This is a genomic window from Psychrobacillus sp. FSL K6-2843 (genome assembly GCF_038626375.1).
Taxonomy (GTDB): domain Bacteria; phylum Bacillota; class Bacilli; order Bacillales_A; family Planococcaceae; genus Psychrobacillus; species Psychrobacillus faecigallinarum.
The window spans coordinates 3,183,138-3,204,340 of record NZ_CP152021.1 but is presented as its reverse complement, the minus strand read 5'-3'; the positions used below and the strand labels follow the sequence as shown (position 1 = coordinate 3,204,340).

22 protein-coding genes and 1 other annotated feature are annotated in these 21,203 nt (G+C 36.6%); of the genes, 14 read left to right on the top strand and 8 right to left on the bottom strand.

Annotation, left to right across the window (positions count from 1 at the left end; genetic code table 11):
* The first annotated feature begins 5 nt into the window (after nt 1-5).
* A complete protein-coding gene (locus MKY94_RS16235) occupies nt 6-140 on the top strand; it encodes a hypothetical protein (protein ID WP_342577401.1) in 135 nt (44 codons plus the stop codon).
* Between the two features lie 34 nt (nt 141-174).
* Here MKY94_RS16235 and MKY94_RS16230 read toward each other — a convergent pair whose 3' ends face one another.
* Nucleotides 175-1,251, bottom strand: a complete 1,077-nt coding sequence (locus MKY94_RS16230) for an aminotransferase class I/II-fold pyridoxal phosphate-dependent enzyme (RefSeq protein WP_342577400.1) — start codon at nt 1,249-1,251, stop codon at nt 175-177.
* A gap of 134 nt (nt 1,252-1,385) precedes the next feature.
* Nucleotides 1,386-1,602: a binding site (T-box leader), on the top strand.
* A gap of 44 nt (nt 1,603-1,646) precedes the next feature.
* On the opposite strand from MKY94_RS16230, the gene proS reads away from it, so the two are divergent.
* The 3 genes from proS to MKY94_RS16215 all read left to right on the top strand — a co-directional run bounded on the left by proS (nt 1,647) and on the right by MKY94_RS16215 (nt 5,020).
* Entirely contained in the window at nt 1,647-3,086 is a 1,440-nt protein-coding gene (gene proS, locus MKY94_RS16225) for a proline--tRNA ligase (protein ID WP_342577399.1), read from the top strand.
* Nucleotides 3,087-3,210: 124 nt separating this feature from the next.
* Nucleotides 3,211-3,726, top strand: a complete 516-nt coding sequence (locus tag MKY94_RS16220) for an RNA polymerase sigma factor (protein WP_342577398.1) — start codon at nt 3,211-3,213, stop codon at nt 3,724-3,726.
* The gene (locus MKY94_RS16215; protein WP_342577397.1) at nt 3,707-5,020 is read left to right on the top strand and encodes a hypothetical protein; all 1,314 of its coding nucleotides are present in this window, start codon (nt 3,707-3,709) and stop codon (nt 5,018-5,020) included. The genes MKY94_RS16220 and MKY94_RS16215 overlap by 20 nt, the downstream gene beginning before the upstream one ends.
* A gap of 223 nt (nt 5,021-5,243) precedes the next feature.
* Here the strand turns inward: MKY94_RS16215 and MKY94_RS16210 are convergent, their stop codons facing one another.
* Complete coding sequence (locus tag MKY94_RS16210) at nt 5,244-5,762, bottom strand: hypothetical protein (RefSeq protein ID WP_342577396.1); 519 nt, start codon at nt 5,760-5,762, stop codon at nt 5,244-5,246.
* 4 nt (nt 5,763-5,766) lie between these two features.
* Nucleotides 5,767-6,456, bottom strand: coding sequence for a phenylalanine--tRNA ligase beta subunit-related protein (locus MKY94_RS16205; RefSeq protein ID WP_342577395.1), 690 nt, complete (start codon nt 6,454-6,456; stop codon nt 5,767-5,769).
* Between the two features lie 57 nt (nt 6,457-6,513).
* On the opposite strand from MKY94_RS16205, the gene queG reads away from it, so the two are divergent.
* The 7 genes from queG (at nt 6,514) to MKY94_RS16170 (ending at nt 11,561) form a co-directional block, all read left to right on the top strand.
* Nucleotides 6,514-7,653, top strand: coding sequence for a tRNA epoxyqueuosine(34) reductase QueG (queG, locus tag MKY94_RS16200; RefSeq protein ID WP_340863693.1), 1,140 nt, complete (start codon nt 6,514-6,516; stop codon nt 7,651-7,653).
* 12 nt (nt 7,654-7,665) lie between these two features.
* The gene (trmL, locus tag MKY94_RS16195; protein WP_144541919.1) at nt 7,666-8,139 is read left to right on the top strand and encodes a tRNA (uridine(34)/cytosine(34)/5-carboxymethylaminomethyluridine(34)-2'-O)-methyltransferase TrmL; all 474 of its coding nucleotides are present in this window, start codon (nt 7,666-7,668) and stop codon (nt 8,137-8,139) included.
* 308 nt (nt 8,140-8,447) lie between these two features.
* Nucleotides 8,448-8,630 (top strand): hypothetical protein, encoded by a 183-nt coding sequence (locus MKY94_RS16190; RefSeq protein WP_144541921.1) that lies wholly within the window; start codon nt 8,448-8,450, stop codon nt 8,628-8,630.
* A 249-nt stretch (nt 8,631-8,879) separates the two neighbouring features.
* Entirely contained in the window at nt 8,880-9,713 is an 834-nt protein-coding gene (locus tag MKY94_RS16185; RefSeq protein WP_342577394.1) for an aldo/keto reductase, read from the top strand.
* A 423-nt stretch (nt 9,714-10,136) separates the two neighbouring features.
* The gene (locus MKY94_RS16180; protein WP_342577392.1) at nt 10,137-10,670 is read left to right on the top strand and encodes a DUF2711 family protein; all 534 of its coding nucleotides are present in this window, start codon (nt 10,137-10,139) and stop codon (nt 10,668-10,670) included.
* An 80-nt stretch (nt 10,671-10,750) separates the two neighbouring features.
* Nucleotides 10,751-11,068: a putative quinol monooxygenase gene (locus MKY94_RS16175; protein ID WP_151112977.1), complete on the top strand. Its 318-nt coding sequence runs from the start codon at nt 10,751-10,753 to the stop codon at nt 11,066-11,068.
* 82 nt (nt 11,069-11,150) lie between these two features.
* Nucleotides 11,151-11,561: a hypothetical protein gene (locus MKY94_RS16170; RefSeq protein WP_151112979.1), complete on the top strand. Its 411-nt coding sequence runs from the start codon at nt 11,151-11,153 to the stop codon at nt 11,559-11,561.
* Between the two features lie 202 nt (nt 11,562-11,763).
* Here the strand turns inward: MKY94_RS16170 and MKY94_RS16165 are convergent, their stop codons facing one another.
* From MKY94_RS16165 to MKY94_RS16145, 5 genes are all read right to left on the bottom strand, one after another.
* On the bottom strand, nt 11,764-13,101 hold the full coding sequence (locus MKY94_RS16165; RefSeq protein WP_342577388.1) for a solute carrier family 23 protein: 1,338 nt from the start codon (nt 13,099-13,101) through the stop codon (nt 11,764-11,766).
* Between the two features lie 30 nt (nt 13,102-13,131).
* Complete coding sequence (gene guaD / locus MKY94_RS16160; protein ID WP_342577387.1) at nt 13,132-14,499, bottom strand: guanine deaminase; 1,368 nt, start codon at nt 14,497-14,499, stop codon at nt 13,132-13,134.
* Nucleotides 14,500-14,829: 330 nt separating this feature from the next.
* Nucleotides 14,830-15,678, bottom strand: a complete 849-nt coding sequence (locus MKY94_RS16155; protein ID WP_225321641.1) for an RluA family pseudouridine synthase — start codon at nt 15,676-15,678, stop codon at nt 14,830-14,832.
* Nucleotides 15,679-15,728: 50 nt separating this feature from the next.
* Complete coding sequence (locus MKY94_RS16150; protein ID WP_342577385.1) at nt 15,729-16,199, bottom strand: thioredoxin family protein; 471 nt, start codon at nt 16,197-16,199, stop codon at nt 15,729-15,731.
* A gap of 1 nt (nt 16,200) precedes the next feature.
* Nucleotides 16,201-16,626 carry a disulfide oxidoreductase gene (locus MKY94_RS16145; RefSeq protein ID WP_151112984.1) on the bottom strand — a complete coding sequence of 142 codons (426 nt, stop codon included), beginning with the start codon at nt 16,624-16,626 and terminating at the stop codon, nt 16,201-16,203.
* Between the two features lie 129 nt (nt 16,627-16,755).
* On the opposite strand from MKY94_RS16145, the gene MKY94_RS16140 reads away from it, so the two are divergent.
* The 3 genes from MKY94_RS16140 (at nt 16,756) to MKY94_RS16130 (ending at nt 20,961) form a co-directional block, all read left to right on the top strand.
* Nucleotides 16,756-18,297, top strand: coding sequence for a carbon-nitrogen hydrolase family protein (locus tag MKY94_RS16140; RefSeq protein WP_144541937.1), 1,542 nt, complete (start codon nt 16,756-16,758; stop codon nt 18,295-18,297).
* A gap of 18 nt (nt 18,298-18,315) precedes the next feature.
* Nucleotides 18,316-20,034, top strand: coding sequence for a phospho-sugar mutase (locus MKY94_RS16135; protein ID WP_342577383.1), 1,719 nt, complete (start codon nt 18,316-18,318; stop codon nt 20,032-20,034).
* 345 nt (nt 20,035-20,379) lie between these two features.
* Nucleotides 20,380-20,961 (top strand): hypothetical protein, encoded by a 582-nt coding sequence (locus tag MKY94_RS16130; protein WP_342577382.1) that lies wholly within the window; start codon nt 20,380-20,382, stop codon nt 20,959-20,961.
* Nucleotides 20,962-21,203: the final 242 nt, after the last annotated feature.

The following is a 21,203-nucleotide window of genomic DNA, read 5'->3' as shown; positions in this document are numbered from 1 at the left end:
TTAAAATGATTAAAACATACAATTTTATTATTGAAGGAAAAATTATCGAGGTACATGCAACTTCAAAAATAGAAGCTGAAAGCAAGGCAAACCATATATATGAAGAACTAAAAACAGAGCAATTTCAACAGCAACAATAAAGAACTCTCAACTAAGCGTTGAGAGCTTTTTATATTATTTCATTTCTTCTCTTAAGCTATCGAATAATTTGTCTATTAGATTCTTAGGGATTTCTAAGCAAGAATCTCCGATACTAAGTTCAAAAGTACAGCTATCCCCATCTTGCTTGCTTAGATAGCTTGTAATCCCTATATGGTTAGCTAACTGTACTTTCGCCAAGATAGATGCTATTTCTTCTTGGTTACGCTTAAAATGCACATGAAACATATTTGAAACTGGTACCTCTGGAATTGTATAAATATCCTTACAGTCATTAAATAGCTTTGCGAGCTCCATTGCACTGTTATAATATTGTTCCATATTATTTGCTCGTTTATCAAAATAATAGTCAGCTGATAGAATATAAGGATATAAGCTTATGAGCGTTCCACCATAACGTTTTCTCCAGACTTTAGATTTCTCTATGAAATCCTTATCACCGGCTAGTACTGCTCCTGCAATCCCGCCAATTCCTTTATAAAAGGACATATAGACACTGTCAAAAAGGTCGCAAACTTCCGCAGCAGTTTTTTTGTAAAAAGGCAGCACTTCTAGAAGACGTGCACCGTCCAAATGAAGCATAATAGACTTTTCACGACAATAAGCGGAAATCTGTTTTAATGTTTCAAAACTAGGAAGTTGGCCTCCGATTTCTCTTTGGGGAAGTTCCAATAACAGACAGGCAATGTCCTCTTCAAGATTTACCACATCCTCTAACTCTATGACTCTATCTTTGTCAGCTATTAAAATAGTCTTGATATGGTGTATTTCCTTTAATCCATCCATTTCATGAATTTCTAAATGGGATAAGGGATGATATGCAACCTTATTCAATTTTTTCTCATCGCACCATATGCGTAAAGCGATTTGTTGGGCCATTGTACCGCTAGGGAAAAATGCAGCTGTGCTTTTGCCTAGTAATTTAGCCATTTTATTTTGGAAATCTTCGATAATATGCCCCTCGCCATATATATCACTTAGCTGTTCTCCAGAAATGTCCTTCAATGCATCTTGTAAAACAGAAACTTCTCGTTTTCCATGACCAGCTAATCGATAAGTACACTTGTCATAGGAATTTTTTAAATGGTTCATTTAATTTCCCCCAATGTATTTTTACTTTGTTATAAGATAAGTATAATGTATTTTTTATCTTCTGATAGTTTAAATTTTTGGTTAAAAAGAAGTGCATTGTATTAAAGCTTTGATTTTGGTATATTATTAATAATATATAATCTGTGATGTGAACAAGTAAATAAGAATTGTGAGACAGAAAATATAGCAATTGCTGAGAGCTATATCACCACTTCTTGTTGAAACCTACCACTGAGATGTTATGCAAACATAACCGATTCGTTTTCGTTACCAAACGTTTAGAGGGCTTAAATTATTTTAAGCTAAACTAAGGTGGTACCACGTCTATTCAAGCACAAGGACGTCCTTTTCCAAGGACAGCTTTGTGCTTTTTATATTTTAAGGAGGGAATTATCATGACTAATCAACAACAAAACGATTTTACTAAATGGTATATTGACACAATCCAAAAAGCTGACTTAATGGATTACACACCAGTGCGTGGATGTATCGCATTTAAACCAGACGGGTACGAAATCTGGGAGCATATCCAAGCAGAAATGAACAAACGCTTTAAAGAAACGGGACACCGCAATGCGTATTTCCCAATGCTAATTCCTGAATCTTTTTTCCAAAAGGAAAAGGATCATATTGAAGGTTTTTCTCCAGAGCTTCCATGGGTAACAGAGGCAGCAGGCGAAAAGCTGGAGGAACGTTTAGCGCTTCGTCCAACTTCCGAAACAATGATCGGTCATCTGTATTCTGATTGGATCAAGAGCTACCGTGATCTACCTGTATTGATCAACCAATGGGCTAACGTGTTCCGTTGGGAAAAGAAAACACTTCCTTTCATACGCACTTCTGAATTTTTATGGCAGGAGGGTCACACCGCTCATGTGGACGAAGAAGAAGCTCGTCAAGAAACAATGCAAATGCTAAATATTTATAAAGAGGTAGTGGAGGGTCTATTGGCCATTCCGGTATATGACGGGCAAAAAACTCCTTCAGAGCGCTTTGCAGGGGCTGTAGATACGTTTTCTATCGAGGCAATGATGAAGGATGGAAAAGCGGTTCAAGCAGGTACATCTCATTATCTTGGCACTAAATTTGCCGAAGCATTTGATATTAAATATTTGAACAAAGAAAACAAACACCAACATGTGCATACAACATCTTGGGGAACTTCTACTCGATTAATAGGCTCTGTGATAATGGTACACGGTGATGAGCAAGGTCTTGTATTGCCACCACGTATTGCACCAACTCAAGTTGTATTAATACCTGTAGGTCCATGGAAAAAGAACCCAGCAATTATTGAAAAATTAGATGAAATTTTTGCTGCTTTAAAAGCAAAAGGTATCCGTGTTCGATTAGATGACTCTGATCAATCACCTGGATATAAATTTAACGAGTGGGAACTAAAAGGTGTACCAGTTCGAGTTGAGCTAGGACCACGTGATTTAGAAAACAGTCAAGTGCTTATGAAGGCACGTGATTTAGATGAAAAAGAATCCGTTGATATTAATGGCATCGTTGAGCGCGTAGAAGAAGAGCTAAATACAATGCAAACTCGTCTTTTAGAAAAAGCACGTGCATTCCGTGATGCAAACTCTCATACTCATGTAGATTCCATGGATCAGCTAAAACAACATTTAGACGACTCTGCAGAAAAAGGAGAAATCCCAGGATGGATCCTTGCAGGATGGTGTGGAGACGATGCTTGTGAAGAGCATGTAAAAGAAGAAACGAAATTCACAACACGCAATATTCCATTCAATCCACCAGCTGAGAAATCAACTTGTATTAACTGTGGAAAAGAATCGAAATACACAGTTTGGTTCGGAAGATCCTATTAACCAAATAAGAAAGTACAAATCAGTCATTGTTTATTCAATGGCTGATTTTTTTATTTTCAAAAATCTTGTAAGATTAAGTAAAATAGATCGTCTAATTAAATAGTAGAGAGATAGGGGGGATCACTTGGAAAGGCAGCTAATCGAGGAGTGGTTTGAGTTATATGAGCGAGATGTAACCAGTTTCCTCATTTACTATACAGGGTCAATGGATGTACAGGATCTTGTACAGGAAACTTTTCTTCGTGGAATGAAAAAGATTGCCCATTTTAGAGAAGGGTCACATCCGAAAACATGGTTAATAACGATTGCCAAAAATCTCGTCATTGATCGGGCTAGAAAAAAAAATATTTGGAATCGGATAAAATACTTACTACGAGATGAAAAACAAACAGAAAATCTAGACCATACTATTTTGCTTGGTGAGATGAATCGTGAACTTTATATAGCAATTAATAGATTGCCAGCAAAAAACAAAGAGGTAATAATTTTAAAAGCAATACTTGAAATGACCTCTAAACAAGTAGGAGAAATACTAGGGGCAAATGAAAACCATGTGAATGTTCTTTATCATCGATCGCTCAAGAAACTGAAGAGCATTCTAGAAACGGAGGGATTTGAGTATGAAGCGAGAACACGATGATTTAGAGGAACAGCTTAGAAACCTTCCGAAGTATTCTCTTACTCAAGAGGATAAAAGAAAAGTTATCCATAGTATTCGCAGTGCTGCAAAACCAAATCGTTTAAAATTTCTAAAACCGCTATCTGTATTTGTAGCAGCAGCTTGTCTTTTAATGGTTGCTTATTTAGCAAGTCCTATGTATAAATCAGAGATAACTCAAGAGTCGAGATTAGGTCTCGGTTCAATGGAGGAACAGAATTTTTTAAAAAGCTTTAAGCTCGAAATAGCCGGCATTAAAAGCTCGGAGGTCACAATGGATTCATTGAAGGAGACATTGCATGGAGTAAGAGTAAAAGTATTTTTGAAATCTAAGAAGCTTATACCAATCGATGTGTGGAATTCTGTAGAGTTTCGAGCTGCTAACCCACACCTCTTCTTAAAGGATGGATATGGTATTGGAAATTCAGTAAGCTATAGTTCCACCCCGAGCGAGGACGGATACCATTATACGGTAGCTTTTGAATCACTGTACGCAAATTATTCGGAAGTGGAAATACAAAAATTATTAGAGGCAAGCGAAGAAATCAAGTTCACTATGGAATATCAGGGGAAAATATATGAACTAAATAATAAATCTCAAAAAACGGTTACATTAGACGCACCATTAGCTATTTCTTTTACTTTACCTGATCGAGATCAAAACGTAATAGGGCTGGATGGAAAAATTGGCATCCTTGGTCCTGAGAATTTCGTGGCAGAGGACACTCGTCGAGTTGCTAAACTCATGCTCTACTATTGGGGTAATCCTGAATCGTTAGTAGGGAAGGAATATAAAGTGGAGGCTATGAACATTTACGGAGAGACTCTTCTATTATCAGAGGGAGTATTAAGCGCTGGTTTATATAGTGAAGATGCTCACATTTTAACAAGTTTCCCGGCTTTTACGGGAGAGGGAGAATGGCAGCTTTCCTTTTACGTAGAGGAGAATTTGTTCGAGGCATTTAGAATTGAGGTTCTTCCGCCCTTACCAAAAACCGAAAATTATATCCTTTTAGATGCACCAATAGAAATCCCAGTTGGAAAGACTCATGAACTAATCATAGAAAACCGCAGTGGTGAGGAACAAAGTATAGAGGTACAGCTGATGAATTCAAAAGGAATAATAGAGCAAGAAAGTATATTTCAACTAGATCCCAATGCCCCTTATGATAATCAAGGAACAATTTATCATTATCATGGAAATATTACAATTCCAGAAAAAGGGGAATGGTCCCTTGTCATAGACGGAGAACAAACACAGCTATTTGAAAATTAACCAAGTAAAAACGCTCCCTCCAAATATATGGAGAGGAGCGTTTTTCATAGCAGAAGGTCGGGTAAAACACTAATTAATTGTGGGTTGATTGCCATTGCGATGGTTAGTCATTAGTCATTAGTCACAAAGTAAATGGTAAATGGTCATTGGTTTGCCATCATTTAAATTGTAATGACCTCCTGCTATGCCTTGGCAAGGAGTCTCACCTTACCAAGGATTTATGTTAAGCATATTTTTCTTCATCAAAGGCAATAGTAACTGAATAGTTTTTGGCATTAATAAGTCCAGATAATTTATTTGCGTCCTTCTCAAAGTCCAATGCTTTTTTTCGATATTCCTCTGGCTCATATAAGGCAACCTCTACATAAGTAGTTCCTTCGCCATAGCCTCCAAACTGGATTCTTTGTTTTTCATGGCTTCCTAACTGTTTATATACTCTTGCCTGTGCGCGTAGCTGAGTAGCAAACTCAATTGCCTCAACGATGGTGAGAGGGTCTTCTTTATAGGTAATTGTATTATTTAAGTTTGCCTCGTAAATAAGTCTATCAAGCTTTCGGATATCATTGCGAATATCGTTCATTTCTAAATCTATTGCTTCCACAGTTCTTATAGGAGGAGCAGGAAGAGTCCCCTTTTCAATAACAGTGAAACCAACGCGCATTATTTCCATTTCCAATTCTTGAACTCTTTTCAATAAAATACTCTTTAGCTTCACTGCCTCTGCAAGAAGTATATGTGCCATAAATTTATATCCTCCATTCTACTTGGTTATTATCTAAAATAATGCTTGCAGCTTCTCCACCATGAACTTGAGTAAACATTTGACCCATAGTTTCTAATAATTTTTCCGCCTCTTCTTGACCCATAGAAGGTCTTAGAAAGACTACCTGTAAAGCACTCGTTGTATGTTCTGTAACAGCTGTCCGCTTAGAATCGACAAATGGACTTCCAAATGCTTCAACTTCATCTTGAAGTGTTAAAATCCCTTTTAAGTTGTTTTCTCTACCATTCAGCCCAAGGTAGCTTGTTTCTTTATTGCCAACTGTGAGGAAGATATCCCCTTTCACCTCATCCAGATCATAAATTCCTAATGGAATTTCATATCTCATGGAGAAGAAGTTATTTAAATCTACAGCAGAATGCATAGGTGTGATATAATTTTGTTTTGCAATCCTTCTATACATTGCTTCCATGGAAGGACGATAACGATTCGGGTCCGCTCCAAGCTTTTTCCAAAGAGCTCGCCATTCCTTTATTCCTTCAAAATCATTAACAGATTTTTCCTCTAGTTCGAAGAATAATTGTTCTTGAAATAATTGGAGACGCCCCTTAAGCATTTGTGGCGAAGTGGATACAATAATTTTGTTATAATAAATAAGGCCGATTTTAAAAGTAGGCTCTATTTGTAATAGAACTGTATCTAATTTTACAAACATTTTAAACCATCCTTGTATATATTTTCTTCATTGTAACATAAAGAAAGGAGAACTCTAGTGAATATAAACCAGTTTCAACAAAACCTCATAGAATATGCTGCTACCATTGGAATTGATAAAATTGGGTTTACCACTGTTTCTCCATTTCATGAGTTGAAAAATAGATTGATTCGCCAGCAGGAGCTAGGATATGCTTCAGGCTTCGAAGAGCCTGACCTTGATAAAAGAACTCACCCTGAGCTTTTATTGGAGGAAGCACAAAGTATTATTTCGATAGCAATTGCTTATCCATCTAAGATGAAGAACGCTCCACAAAGTGTAAAGGGAGCTAGAAGGGGAATATTTGCTAGAGCATCTTGGGGAATAGATTACCACACAGTTTTAAGAGAAAAGCTTGCTCAATTAGAATTATATATTTTAACGCATATACCAGATGCTAGACTACGTTCTATGGTCGACACTGGTGAGTTGTCTGATCGTGCTGTTGCTGAACGCTCCGGGATTGGCTGGAGTGCAAAAAACTGTTCCATAATCACACCAGAGTTTGGATCCTATGTCTATTTGGGTGAAATGATTTCCTCTATTCCCTTTGCACCGAGTGAACAGATGGAGGATCAGTGTGGGGACTGCAGTCTTTGTTTAGACGTTTGCCCTACTGGAGCTTTAATAGAAGGTGGTCAGCTTAATGCACAGCGATGTATCGCCTTTATCACTCAGACAAAAACGATGGTTCCAGATGAGTTTCGAGCAAAGATAGGAAATAGAATTTATGGCTGTGATACATGTCAAACGGTTTGCCCAAAAAACAAAGGCAAGGCTAATTTACACCAAGAGGCCTTCACGCCTGATCCAGAGTTAGTGAAGCCTTTACTTTTACCACTGTTAAGCATGTCAAATCGGACCTTTAAAGAAACGTATGGGCATATGTCTGGTTCGTGGAGAGGAAAGAATCCTATTCAGCGGAACGCAATCATTGCATTGGCTCATTTTAAAGAAGAGGCAGCTGTTCCCACTCTTATAGAACTCATGCTTCACGATGCAAGACCAGTAATTCGAGGGACTGCAGCATGGGCAATAGGGAAGATTAATACAGAGGAAGGCTTAATTGCCTTAAAGAAAGCCGAAAAAACGGAACAAGAAGAACAGGTAATAGAAGAGATTCGTAAGGGTCTTGCATTTTACACAATTCAAAATTAGGAAGTGGAAACATTGAGTATTAATGTTGTATTATATCAACCAGAAATTCCTGCCAATACAGGTAATATTGCTAGAACCTGCGCAGGAACAGGAGCTAAGCTACACCTTATTCGTCCATTAGGTTTTTCTACAGACGATAAAATGTTAAAGCGTGCAGGACTTGATTATTGGGAGCACGTAGATATTACTTATTATGATGGGTTAGAAGAGTTTTTCGCAGCACATCCTGAAGGTGAATATTATTTAATCACTAAGTTTGGTGCGAAGCCGCATACTACGTTTGACTTTAGCGATTCAGATAAAGAACATTTCTTTATATTTGGACGTGAAACGAAGGGACTTCCTCGTGACTTCATTGACGCACATCCAGATCGCGCCCTTAGAATTCCTATGAATGATAATATTCGTTCCTTGAACTTATCGAACACTGCAGCAATTCTTATATACGAAGCATTGCGCCAACAGGATTATCCAAACTTACATTAAAAAAACGGACGAAGTCTTATAAAGACTCGTCCGTTTTTATGTTGAATATTAATTATTTCTCAGATGCACCTGGTTTGTCGTCGTATCCTGCAGTGAAAATTGCAGAAAGAAACGTAATACAAACGCCAAGAATAAGGATTAGTTTCATACTTAAGCGCCTCCTATATATATTCTAATCATTAGTATAACCTAATTCTTGAAAAAATGAAACGAAACAATAAAACGAAATTATGTCCGAATTATTTCATGTTAAAGTTGCATGTAACGTGTGATTCTACTAGGATAGATAAAAAGGAGTGATTTTTTAAATGGATAATTTGAAAAATGGTCCAGAGAACGGTTCAATGGCAACAAACATGGACGAAGTAAAAACATTAGGTAAACAAATGGAACGAATGAGAGATAACCAAGAGCTAGAAGAAGATAATCGTGTATCAGACCCTGCACAGTCCGACAGTGCTACAATTATGAAGAAGAGGAAAGACGACTGATTCTTCAGTCGTTTTTTCTTGAAAGTTAAAGCTGTAAAGCTGCCTCCTCGCATTTCCCCATTTGCTTGTCGGGGCAAACATAGGCACTTGCGCTTTTCTAATTGTCTAGCTCCATCGCCTTGCCCCTCGGGGTCAAATAGGAAAATACAGCGGTGGCTGTAAAGCTGCCTCCTCGCATTTTCCCATTTGCCTGTCGGGGCAGATATAGGCGATTGCGCTTTTCTACATAAAAAGGGAAGGATGATGTAAATGGAATTACTAGAGAATTCAACAAAGAGACTGGCTAATGGAGTGGAGATGCCACGTATTGGACTAGGAGTATATAAAATGACAGAGCCAGAAGTTGCTCTAAAAGCTATTACCTATGCTTTGGAATCTGGTTACCGTCATGTTGATACGGCTTCTCTCTACGCAAATGAAAATGAGGTTGGAGAGGCAGTACGAGCTTCTGGAATTTCACGTAATGAAATATTTGTTACTACTAAGGTTTGGAATACAGATCAGGGCTATGACCAAACTTTAAGAGCTTTTGAAAAGTCATTGAAGCTATTAGGAATGGATTATGTAGATTTATATTTAACACATTGGCCAGTTGCTGACAGTTTTGTAGATACATATCGTGCCATCGAGCGTTTGTACGAGGAAAAACTTATTCGAGCAACAGGAGTGTCTAATCATAACCAGCATCACCTTGAAGCTATAGCAGCTAAGGCTAATATTAAGCCTATGGTCAATCAAATTGAGTGTCACCCTCGTTTGACGCAGTATGATTTACGAGAATATTGTGCTTCTCAAGGTATTGCAGTTACCTCTTGGTCCCCACTTGCAAGAGGTGGATTACTTGGGGAACCAACTCTGTCTCGAATAAGTGATAAGTATGGAAAGTCTACCGCTCAGGTAATTATCCGTTGGCATTTACAGAATGATTTAATTGTTATTCCAAAGTCTGTAACGCCTGAAAGAATACACGAAAATTTTGATGTCTTTGATTTTGAATTATCGTTTGAGGATATGAAAAACATTGATGCACTCAATCTAAATGAGCGTACTGGAGCAGACCCAGACAATTTTAGCTTTAAATAATACAAAAAGGTCATTACTGAGGGGATATCAGTAATGACCTTTTTTATGCGCTGTTATTATTTGATTGTAAGAATTTTCCCTGAGAGAAAGTATAGGAAGTTATAAAAGGGAAAACAGCGTCAATAAAGGGGGTTTATCTTAATATTTCCCATAAGGCGATACTTTATACAAAAAAAATGAAATTGATTTACGCTTTCACACATGTTGTGATGTCTTATCTGTCTCACACATCAACGGAGTCGCCGCCTGCCGCTACAATCAACAAAGAGGGTTCGTTTAAAGTTGGTAAAGAACTATTTAAGAAACAACTGAAATAAGAAGGGAATAATAATCTTTTCTAAAAATTATGTTAGAAGGTATGATGTTTCTTCAAGGAGGGATTACTAATGACAAAAGAGAGGATTTTACCTAAACCGGATAGATATGCTGTTTGTTCGACAGAGGGTATTCCAATTAAGGAATATTAGGGAACAGTTTTTAAAAATATCTAAGATTGAAAACTATAAACAATTGGATAGCGGACTAAGAACTAGTATTTCAGGGCTAAATAAGAACGTTGCAAATGAAGATGTAGCTAAGACAATTCTAGATGTATGTAAAAATGAAGAGATTATTGCTCCCTCGGAGGGATGTTTTCCAGTACCGTTAATAACAGGTTTACTTGAGAGTATAAAAAAAGAAGGACATGAATGGATTTGGTATGGTGATGAATTAGGTACAGAGCGAAAATTAGAATATATTGATGATTTAGTTGGAGATTGTAACGCATTTCCTAACCATCCAATAAACCTCTTTACTCATGATCATAGTATACTGTTAACCACCCATTGGGATAGTCATTTCTCCATGTTGTGCTCAGATAAAAATACAGTAAATAAAATAGTTAAATCTTGTAATCTGGAAGGCTTTTATTGTGGTGAACGCACTAAAATATACTGGAGTTTATATCAATGCTAACAAACATTCTTTATAGAAGGTAGGATAATTATCGCTCAATGTAGAAATAATTACCAGGTGACATAATAGAGGAGGACAATATGAGTAAATTTAGTTTGTTTATTAAGTTTATAGTACAAGAAGGCGAACGAGACGCAATGGTAGATATTTTGTTAGAAGCAGCAGAATCAATGAAAAATCTGGATGAATGTGAGATATATCTAATAAACATTTCTGAAAGTGAACTAAACTCTGTTTATGTTTATGAAGTGTGGAGCAATGAAAATGCCCATCAAGCTTCTCTTACTCATGAAGCTACTCAAGAATTAATAAAACGTGCAAAACCATTTATTACTGGAATGGAAAGAATCCGCACCTTAGAAACAAAGGGTGGGAAAGGTATTTTATCGAATTTCTAATAGACCACGGTGCTATCTTTAGTAACAAAGGACAGCATTACTTTGGAACTTAACAAGCTTTAACAGAAATGAGGGGTGCCAAATGTCATTTGATGAGCTGACGAAAGAAGAAGGATATCATATTTCTTTTGAGAGTATTTCCGAACCTCGAAAAGATGAAGTTCAGCTTAGAATAATAGTAAATCAAAGTAAGAATCCAACAGACTTACTTATTTATCCCCACCCAGATAGCAAGGTGACGAGGTTACAAATTGATTTTAAAAACTATATAACGTATTCCGTTATCTACGATGACTATACACGTTGGAATGATGAGGAGGAATTTCAAGGTGATTCCTTCGTAATTTATAAAAGGTCAAATTTATTAAGCTCTCTTCAAAAAGATAATTCGTATTTTCCAAATGGTACACTTGTACATTACTCATTACATTGTATTGAACATATAGTAAATATAATTTCAGTATATGAACCAATGATTATAGAAATAGATTAAGATCGTATTACTCCTGTTATGCCAAAGTTTTGATGAATCAATCAAAATTAGCGCACAGGATCAGAACTAGACAATCTTAATGTATATAAAAAATGGTCATTACTGAGGGAATATCAGTAATGACCATTTTTTTGCTACTATTACATTGGAAAAAATCTTATGTAAATGAAGGGAAAGCATCTTTTATACTAAGTGGTTCCTCTTATTGTTTTCCACTAGGTAATATTTTATTCAATATAATTGCAAGAAGTGATGCAACTGCAATTGGAGAACTGAACATGTATTGCATAGTAGAAGGTAATGAATATAGAAATTCATCAGGAATAAGTGTTAAAGCTAAAGTCACAATCATTGGGATTGCAACTACATACATTTCTTTTTCACCAAAAGAAATATTGCGTATTACCTGTAAGCCATTTATAGCAATAATTCCACATATAATTATAAACACGCCACCAATTACTGCAGAAGGAATAGATGCTATTAAAGCAGCGAGCTTGCTAGAAAATCCAAATAAAACGAACCAAAAACCTACAGCAACAAATACTCGACGACTTGCAATTCCAGTGATAGAAATGACGCCTGCATTTGTTGAATAACCAGTTACTGGTGTAGAACCTAACAAGGATGCTACGAAACAGCCAAGACCTTCTCCGATAACACCTTTGTTTATTTGGTTATCTGTTAAGGGCTCATCGATTACATTACTGATAGCAAACCATGTTCCAGTAGTTTCAGCCATCAATACAATATATATAATAATCATTGTTATAATAGCAGAAAGGTTGAAGGAAAAACCGAAATCTACAAAAGGTATTTGTGGCAAGCTAAACCAGCTGGCTTGGCTAACAGCTGACAAATCCAAAACGCCCATAGCATTTGCTGCCAAGCATCCGACTGTTAATGCGAGGATGACAGAGATGATTTTAAAAATACGCCCCTTATTTTGTAATAATGAGCTAAGCATAACGCAAAGGATTAAAACAGATGCGGTAATAATTGCCAAAAAGACATTTTGATTGACGGTAGCTCCAGCTCCGTTGTATATATTATCATTAATCGCTACGGGCATAAGGGAAAGACCGACAACGAATATGATCGTACCACCTACTAATGGAGGAATGAATATCTTCACAATTTTGTTGAATAGCCCTGTAAAGCCTAAAAGTATAACTAATGCAGCACCGATTAAACTTGCCCCTAAAACAGAGCTCCATCCAAGTGAACCACTACTACTCGCTGCGTAAATCCCAACGATGGCTCCTAGAGGAACATAAGAAGGCCCTTGAGCGATTGGTAGCTTCATACAAAAAGATGTTTGGATAATGGTCGCAATTCCTGCTGCTATAAAGGTAGATTGGATTAAAGCAGTTGACTGGTCAGAGGATAATCCGATTAATAATGCAACAAGGAATGGAACTACATAAATATCCATTGCCAACACATGCTGTAATCCTAGTAATGTAGATTGTCCAAAAGATACTTTTTCATCAGGTAATACGGTTAGTCGTTGTGCGTTATTGTCTTCTTTTAAATTCACTGGAAAACCCTCCAAATATTTTTGAGATTACTATTTTCGAGAATGTACCTTTTCGCCTTGTACCCATACTTCTTGAATGTTTTCTGGACGGACAAGGTACATTATTTTTTGGAAGATATCTTCTAGACTCTCTTTTACTTCAAATAGAGGAAGCTTTGCTGACGGAAGCTTTGTATCTATAATTTGAATATCCCATGTATATTTTTCTTGAATACGTCCTATAGGAAGACTTAAGCTTTCGCCACCTCCGGCCGTGGCAAGGTAAAATGCTTCATTAATAGTAATACGTGAGTTTGGAACACCACGTTTTGTTGGCGGAAGGTTTTTGTCCACTCCATCCTCTAGCATTCTAGAAGAAATAACTGCCTGACGAGCATTATCGAATAGGCTAGGAGAAAAGCCTCCCGAAATATCAGAGCCCAATCCAATCTCTACTTTCTTAGAATGTAGATGTGCTATAGGTATAACACTGTTTGCAAAATAGGCATTGGATACAGGGCAATGCGCTACCGCGGTACCAGTTTGTGCAAAAAGATCAGCATCAGCATCATCAAGAAAATTACAATGTGCCATAACAGATTTCTCGGTTAAAAGACCAAAATCATGTAAGGCATGCGCGTCATTTTTTTGAAAACGATCCTGAACATAGCCATGCTCCCAGTCACTTTCACTGCAATGCGATTGAATATGAGTATCATATTTTACTGCTAATTCACCTAAGCCCTTTAAAGCCTCATTTGTACAGCTTGGTATAAAACGAGGCGTCACGACTGGATACACTCCTTGTTTTGTTTTCTCTCCTAACTCCTTAACGGCTATGATAAAATCCTCTGTATCTGTTAGGGCAGTTTGGGTATTAGCATCACGATAATAATTAGGAGTCTGATCTGGATTGTCCATGACAACTTTTCCAACTAAGCCACGCTGTCCTTTTTGTGCACAAATTTCAGCCAATAAAATGCTTGCTTCCTTGTGTACTGTAGCAAAATATAAAGCGGTTGTTGTACCGTTCGCTAATAAGGTATTGACCACTTCCTCATACACATTTTTAGCAAAATTCAAATCTGCAAACTTGGATTCGATCGGAAACGTATAGCTGTTTAACCAATCATATAAAGGGAGGTCTAATGCAGTTCCTGCCTGTGCCCATTGTGGAGCATGAACATGAAGATCAACAAACCCAGGTAGAATATATTGTCCTTCTTCTAGACGATGAAAATTTTCTTTATGTAGATAAATATCTAATATGGCTTGATATTCAGGATTTGCAGGAGATACTATCCGTTCAATTAACCCTTCTCCATTTATACAAAACAGATTGTCTTTAAGAATTTTTACTTCCTTTGGTGTGCTGCTAGTAAAAGCTGTGCCTTGGAAAACCATCGAATAATTTAACATATAAACCACCTTAATGTTCGTGTTTTTTAATTTTTATAATCATATTATATTAGGATATTAAGTAAATGTCTACACAAACCGAACGATGGCTATTTGGATTTTTCTTCTGTGAGCAGATAGACGGCGATTCTGTTGGAAAGTGAGATAGATAATCCAAAAAGAGGAAATCAATTAAACTTTAATCAGTGAAAGTGTAAAGATCTTGTTCGTTTAGAAAGATAAAATAGGAAATATGAAGTTATTCATCTATATATTTCTTAACTAAAAAAACACCCAATTATTTCAATTGGATGTTTTTGTATCATAGTTAGTATATAAGAGGATAATCTTTTATCGTTTATCCTCAGCAATAATCATTTGTCCTGTAATAGGATGCTTAAACTGTACCTTGAATGCATGTAATTCATACGTTTTTGTAGGTGATTTTTTTGCTCCATATAAATCATCACCGACAATAGGATGTCCTAGATGAGCTAAATGTACTCGAATTTGATGAGTGCGACCCGTCTCTAAAATAGCATGAACCTTTGTAAATTGTTCATCTCTGCCTACTACTTCATAGTGAGTGATGGCTAATTGTCCAGAAGGAGATACACGTCTTCTAGTAGGATGATGACGATCAGTGCCTATAGCTGCACGAATCGTTCCATGATTGCTCTTCATTTGTCCTTCCACAATCGCTTCATAAGTACGTACAATTTCCTTTTGTTCGATCATTCGATCTAGCATCCCTTTAGCGATTGGATTTTTTGCAACTACTACCAATCCTTTTGTACCTTCATCAATTCGATGAACATGCTCACCATATTGATGTCCCTTGCTTTGTAAATAGTGGCTAACAGTATTCATCAAAGTATGATTTTGTCCTTGTTCATTTGGATGTGTTGCAACCCCTCGTGGCTTTGAGACGATTAATATATAGTCGTCCTCATATGCTACATACAATGGTATTTGATTGGATGGGAGATAGTTAGAGGATTCTGCTTCCCATTTGAAATTTAAAACATTTCCCTTCTGTTGAGGTAATTTCCATTGTAAGAGTTCCCCATCTTGATCAGTTACTGCTTTTTGCATGCGTAACTCGTGAATAAGCTTTTTACCGAGTTTCCATTTAGTTTGAAGAAGCTGGTCAATAGTCAAGCCGTCCTCTTGTACTGTATAAGTAAGTATATGTTGCATAATCTCTCTCCTTTAAAAAAGGTCATGCCAATTAGACATGACCTTTTTCTTTATTTTAATACAACTTGATCAAAGAATGCTTGAATATTTTCGTTTGGCTGAGCATTTGGCATACGAGCCACTTCTTTTCCATTTTCAAAATGAACTAAAGTAGGTGTACCTTTGATATTAAAATCATCCCATCCTTGTTCATACTCTAAAATATTGTATTTGAATATCTCAACATTATTTTCCTCAGCAATTGGTGTTAATCTTGGCGTCATTTCCTTACAGTGTGAGCATTCTGGACTGAAGAAATAGACCGTAAAGGTTTCACCCTTTTCAATCTTTTCATTTAGATCCTTTGGTAAAATAATGTTTTGATAGTTTGGATCATCGAGTAAGTCAATTGTAGATTGCTTTAGATTGTCTGTATCATAGGGATTGTCCTCTAAAGCATTTTTATTTTTTTGACTGTTTAAAACAAAAATTAGTACAAAAACTAATACTATTACTCCACCGATAATGGCGATTTTCTTCATATTACTTGTCCTCCTTGATACTCTTTAAAATAACTAAGCTACTAATTGCGATTAACAGAAACGCTACCAATGCCAAAAACGGGATAGTGATGAAGCCGAATACATTTATATATTCCCCAGTACATGGGACTCTACCGCAAGCAGGAGCTACATCTTGTAAAAAAGCCAACTTTTGAAGACTATAATGATAAATAGAGAAGCATAATCCTATTATAGAAAATGTAAGTGTAGTGGCGGCAATTTTAACATTTTTTTGTAAAATAGCTATACCTAGTATAATCACTAGCGGATACATGAGAATCCTTTGATACCAGCATAACTCGCATGGCTCGTATTGTCGTACCTCAGAAAAATACAAGGAACCAAGTGTTGCAACAAAAGCTACAGACCACATGAATAACAGAATATTTTCGATTTTCTTTGTCATAGTATGCTCCTTTGAAATGCTTTGAACTCAAATTAAATTATAAGCGTTTGGAAAGGGCATGTAAAATATTTTATATGTGACAGAAAGAGTTATATAATGAAACATAGTATTTAAAAGAGGAGCGGTAAAATGTCGGAAGAATTTGATTTGTCACAGTTTGAAAAAAGTATGATTATAAGAGAAATGACTTTCTCAGATATAGATTCTATATTAGAAATATCTAGTTTTTGTTTTCCGGGTATGGAGCCATGGAAGGTTGAACATTTAAAAAGTCACTTAACGATTTTTCCAGAAGGGCAGTTAGTAGCCGAATTAGATGGTAAAGTCATTGGCTCCTGTTCAAGTCTTATTATAAATTTTGATGAGTATGATGATCGTCACTCTTGGTCTGATGTGACGGATGAGGGATATATCACAAATCATAATCCCGACGGATACAATCTGTACGGTATTGAAGTAATGGTGCATCCGAATTATCGACGCATGAAAGTAGGGCAGAGACTATACGAAGGTAGAAAGGATATTGCTCGCCAATTCAATTTAAAATCTATCATAATTGGTGGCCGTATACCGTATTATCACAAGCATGCAGATGAAATGTCACCTAGAGAATACGTAACAGCCGTATCACGCCATAAAATATATGATCCTGTTTTAACATTCCAGCTTATGAATGGGTTTACGCTAATGCGTATTAATCCAAACTATTTACCAGATGATGTTGCTTCTGCTAAATATGCAACTTTAATGGAATGGAATAATGTCGATTATATTCCTCTGTCTAAGCGTCACTTTAAGACGAGCTATCCAGTACGTATTTGTGCAGTTCAATATATGATGCGGAAGATTAACTCTTTTGAGGAATTTGCTAATCAATGTGAATACTTTGTAGATGTTGCTTCTGATGCTCAATCTGACTTTGTTGTATTTCCGGAAATCTTTACAACACAGCTAATGTCTTTTTTAGATGAACAGTCGCCTAGTCAAGCTGTACGTAAGTTAACAGAGTACACTCCTCAATATATGGAACTTTTCTCTGATCTTGCGGTAAGATATAACATTAATATTATTGCAGGATCTCATTTTGTTGAAGAAGAAAATGAGGAAATCTATAATATTGCATACTTATTCCACCGTGATGGATCTATTGATAAGCAATATAAAATTCATATTACTCCTAACGAAAGAAAATGGTGGGGAATCAGTGCTGGAGATTCTGTTCAAGTATTTGATACAGACTGTGGGAAGATTGCAATTCAAATATGCTATGATATTGAATTTCCTGAACTTGCGAGAATTGCGACAGATATGGGCGCAAATATTATTTTCACTCCATTTTGTACAGAAGATCGCCAGGGCTATTTAAGAGTACGATATTGTGCACAGGCGCGCGCTATTGAAAATCAAATCTATACAGTAATCTCTGGGACTGTAGGAAATTTACCGCAAACAGAGAATATGGATATTCAGTATGCTCAATCAGCAATATTTGCACCTTCAGACTTTGAATTTGCTCGTGACGGCATTGTTGGGGAAACAGAGCCTAATGTGGAAATGGTTTTAATCGGAGACGTAGATTTAGAAATTTTAAGAAGACAGCGTCAAGACGGCACCGTGAAGCATTTAAAAGATCGTCGACATGATGTATACAGTATAGATTATAAAAAATGATGGATGGAGCAGAGATATATGTCCTATAAAAAACTCTTCGAGCAATGGAATAGTGTAAATGAAATGGAAGCTGTATGGAAGGACGACCTCAAGCTTTTAGCAAATGATGAAAAAAGACAAGAGGATGCTTTTTATCGTGATTTGGAATTTGGTACTGGTGGAATGAGGGGAGAAATAGGAGCTGGAACGAACCGTATAAATAATTATACGGTTCGCAAGGCTACTACTGGTTTAGTGGAATATATAAAAGCGGCTGGGACAGAGGCAATGAATCGCGGTGTAGTGATTGCCTATGACAGTCGAAGATTTTCACCCGAATTTGCCAAGGAAGCAGCTCGAACACTAGCTGCTGGAGGGGTAAAGGCCTATGTATATACGGAGCCTAGAACAACCCCCCAGCTATCTTTTTCTGTTAGAGAGCTAAATGCCTATATGGGAATTGTAATTACAGCAAGTCATAATCCACCAGAATATAACGGTTACAAGGTATATGGACAAGACGGTGCACAATTAAATTTATTGGATGCAGATTCGGTAATAGAATATGTAAAAAAAGCAGGAGATGCACTATCTATTAAAAATGATGAAGTCAATGAGGAGCTCATCGTTTATTTAGACGAAAGCATAGATGCTTCTTACATAGAGTCTCTAAAAACTGTCCAAGAGAATTCAACTCTTGCTCAAAAAACAGATTTAAAGGTAGTCTTTACGCCCTTGCATGGTGCTTCTGGGAAGACAGTCCAGCGAATATTAAGCGAAGCAGGCTATAAGCATATCTTTTATGTGAATGAACAAATGGAACCAAATGGAGAATTTCCAACCGTTGTTTCTCCTAACCCGGAAGAGAAAAGTGCATTTGAATATGCTATTCAATATGGTGAAAAGCATGGTGCAGATTTACTAATGGCTGTAGATCCTGACGGAGACAGAGTGGGAGCAGCGGTTAAGACTGATAGTGGCTATAAGCTTCTAACAGGCAACCAAACCGGTGCTATCTTAATAGAATACTTATTGATGATGCGCAAGGAAAAAGGGACGATGCCTGCAAACGGTCGAGTGTTTAAAACGATAGTTACATCCGATTTAGGCAGAGTAATCGCTGAATACTACGGAGCAAGCACAGAGGACGTGTTAACTGGCTTCAAATTTATCGGAGAGAAAATTAAAAAATATGAGGAAACGAAGGAATTTGAATTTCTATTTGGTTATGAAGAGAGCTATGGCTATTTAGTGAAGGACTTCGCACGAGACAAGGATGCTGTACAAAGTGTATTGGTATTAGTAGAAGCAGCTGCCTACTATAAACAGCAAGGGCTGACATTAGTTGATGTCTTAAACAATCTTTATGAAAGACATGGCTATTATCTAGAAGGCTTAGTGTCTGTTACAAAAAAAGGGGTAAGCGGTGCAAAGGCAATTGCTAATCTACTGGAGCAAATAAGAGTGAACCCTATAAAGGAAATTGCAGGTATAGAGGTGTTGTCTCAAGAAGATTATTTATCATCTTTAAGAACATTTACAGACGGCAGAGAGCAAGAACAGATTTTATTGCCATCTTCTAATGTGTTGAAATACTTTTTGGCAGATGGTTCCTGGGTTTGTGTACGACCTAGCGGTACTGAGCCTAAAGTAAAATATTATTTTGGGGTAATAAGTGAATCTGCAGAGGAAAGTAAGCAAAAGCTTGAAGCGATTAAAGAATCATTTTCTAGTAATTTAAATCAATATTTAGAGTAGAGACAAGGCGCTGAATTATTTTATTCAGTGCCTTTTTTTAGCGAAAAATTATATATTTACATGTAAGTCATGAACTTTAGATGGTTGATTTCCGCTCTCGGCGGACGCTTTCCGTGGGGTGAGCGATAAGCCATCACCGTCGCTTGCGCGTCGTTTTGTAATGTCTTATCTGTCTCTCGTCCCACCGGAGTCGCCGCCTGCCGCTCCAATCAAATGTTAAATAGGTAATGAGAAAGTCATAAGGACGAATTTAAAAAAAATCTGTTTTTTTTGGTATGTTAAAGGACAAGAGTAATTGAAACGAAAACTTCAAAATTCTGTCTAATTATAAAAGAGGTGATGATTTTGAAAAAAATTAATTTAATTATATCCTTTATGTTTATATCAATTGGTTTATTTGGTTGCCAACAAAACGATAATGAGAAGGTTGATAACGAACCGTCTGAAACCCAACCATTAGATACAAAAGCCGAGGTCCTAGAAGAAGATTTTGTATATCGACTTGTTACAGAAAAAGCAGAATACGGTAAGAATGAACCTATAAAAATTTATGCGGAATTAGAATATACAGGCGGTAAAGAAGAGATTGAAATTTTTCATTCAGCTTCACCATTTTCTTTCCCAATGATTGAGACTAAGAGAAATTATGAAATTGGATACGGCATGGATCAACCATTATTAAGCACTAAACTATTAAAAGGGGAACCACTCCGTGCAGAATATAGTGGAAGTGGCGGATACGATTCAAAGGATAAAAAAGAATATATAGATTTTATGAGGCAAATTATGAATCAGGAATTTCCGGAAGGACGTTATGTTGTAAATGGCATTGCAGATTTTTATATTATAGCAAATGAGGAAACTGAACAAGAGAAAAAATATATTATAAAAGCAAACGTTGAATTTAGGGTTAAACATAGTAATTAGAAAAAGACTTTTCACTACCGGGTGCTTTACTTCTAGAGGGAGTAAAGCTTTTTTCTTAAACTATAGCGACAGTTTATACAAAATCAATTTAAGAATACCTGAAAGTTTTTAAGAATGGTGAGGAAACCCATTTTAGAAGGGGGGGGTTCTTTCTTGTTATACTAACCGGTGCTTTAGTAAAAAAACAGACATCAAAGTAAAATGAGCTTGGAGATACATTTTCTAGGTCATTTTTTGTGAGT

What these genes read in the sequence shown, in the direction of transcription:
- MKY94_RS16235 (WP_342577401.1), top strand. Translation starts at nt 6, where the DNA reads ATGATTAAAACATACAATTTTATTATTGAAGGAAAAATTATCGAGGTA.
- MKY94_RS16230 (WP_342577400.1), bottom strand. Translation starts at nt 1,251, where the DNA reads ATGAACCATTTAAAAAATTCCTATGACAAGTGTACTTATCGATTAGCT.
- proS (WP_342577399.1), top strand. Translation starts at nt 1,647, where the DNA reads ATGACTAATCAACAACAAAACGATTTTACTAAATGGTATATTGACACA.
- MKY94_RS16215 (WP_342577397.1), top strand. Translation starts at nt 3,707, where the DNA reads ATGAAGCGAGAACACGATGATTTAGAGGAACAGCTTAGAAACCTTCCG.
- MKY94_RS16210 (WP_342577396.1), bottom strand. Translation starts at nt 5,762, where the DNA reads ATGGCACATATACTTCTTGCAGAGGCAGTGAAGCTAAAGAGTATTTTA.
- MKY94_RS16205 (WP_342577395.1), bottom strand. Translation starts at nt 6,456, where the DNA reads ATGTTTGTAAAATTAGATACAGTTCTATTACAAATAGAGCCTACTTTT.
- MKY94_RS16190 (WP_144541921.1), top strand. Translation starts at nt 8,448, where the DNA reads ATGGATAATTTGAAAAATGGTCCAGAGAACGGTTCAATGGCAACAAAC.
- MKY94_RS16185 (WP_342577394.1), top strand. Translation starts at nt 8,880, where the DNA reads ATGGAATTACTAGAGAATTCAACAAAGAGACTGGCTAATGGAGTGGAG.
- MKY94_RS16180 (WP_342577392.1), top strand. Translation starts at nt 10,137, where the DNA reads ATGCTGTTTGTTCGACAGAGGGTATTCCAATTAAGGAATATTAGGGAA.
- MKY94_RS16175 (WP_151112977.1), top strand. Translation starts at nt 10,751, where the DNA reads ATGAGTAAATTTAGTTTGTTTATTAAGTTTATAGTACAAGAAGGCGAA.
- MKY94_RS16170 (WP_151112979.1), top strand. Translation starts at nt 11,151, where the DNA reads ATGTCATTTGATGAGCTGACGAAAGAAGAAGGATATCATATTTCTTTT.
- guaD (WP_342577387.1), bottom strand. Translation starts at nt 14,499, where the DNA reads ATGTTAAATTATTCGATGGTTTTCCAAGGCACAGCTTTTACTAGCAGC.
- MKY94_RS16155 (WP_225321641.1), bottom strand. Translation starts at nt 15,678, where the DNA reads ATGCAACATATACTTACTTATACAGTACAAGAGGACGGCTTGACTATT.
- MKY94_RS16150 (WP_342577385.1), bottom strand. Translation starts at nt 16,199, where the DNA reads ATGAAGAAAATCGCCATTATCGGTGGAGTAATAGTATTAGTTTTTGTA.
- MKY94_RS16145 (WP_151112984.1), bottom strand. Translation starts at nt 16,626, where the DNA reads ATGACAAAGAAAATCGAAAATATTCTGTTATTCATGTGGTCTGTAGCT.
- MKY94_RS16140 (WP_144541937.1), top strand. Translation starts at nt 16,756, where the DNA reads ATGTCGGAAGAATTTGATTTGTCACAGTTTGAAAAAAGTATGATTATA.
- MKY94_RS16135 (WP_342577383.1), top strand. Translation starts at nt 18,316, where the DNA reads ATGTCCTATAAAAAACTCTTCGAGCAATGGAATAGTGTAAATGAAATG.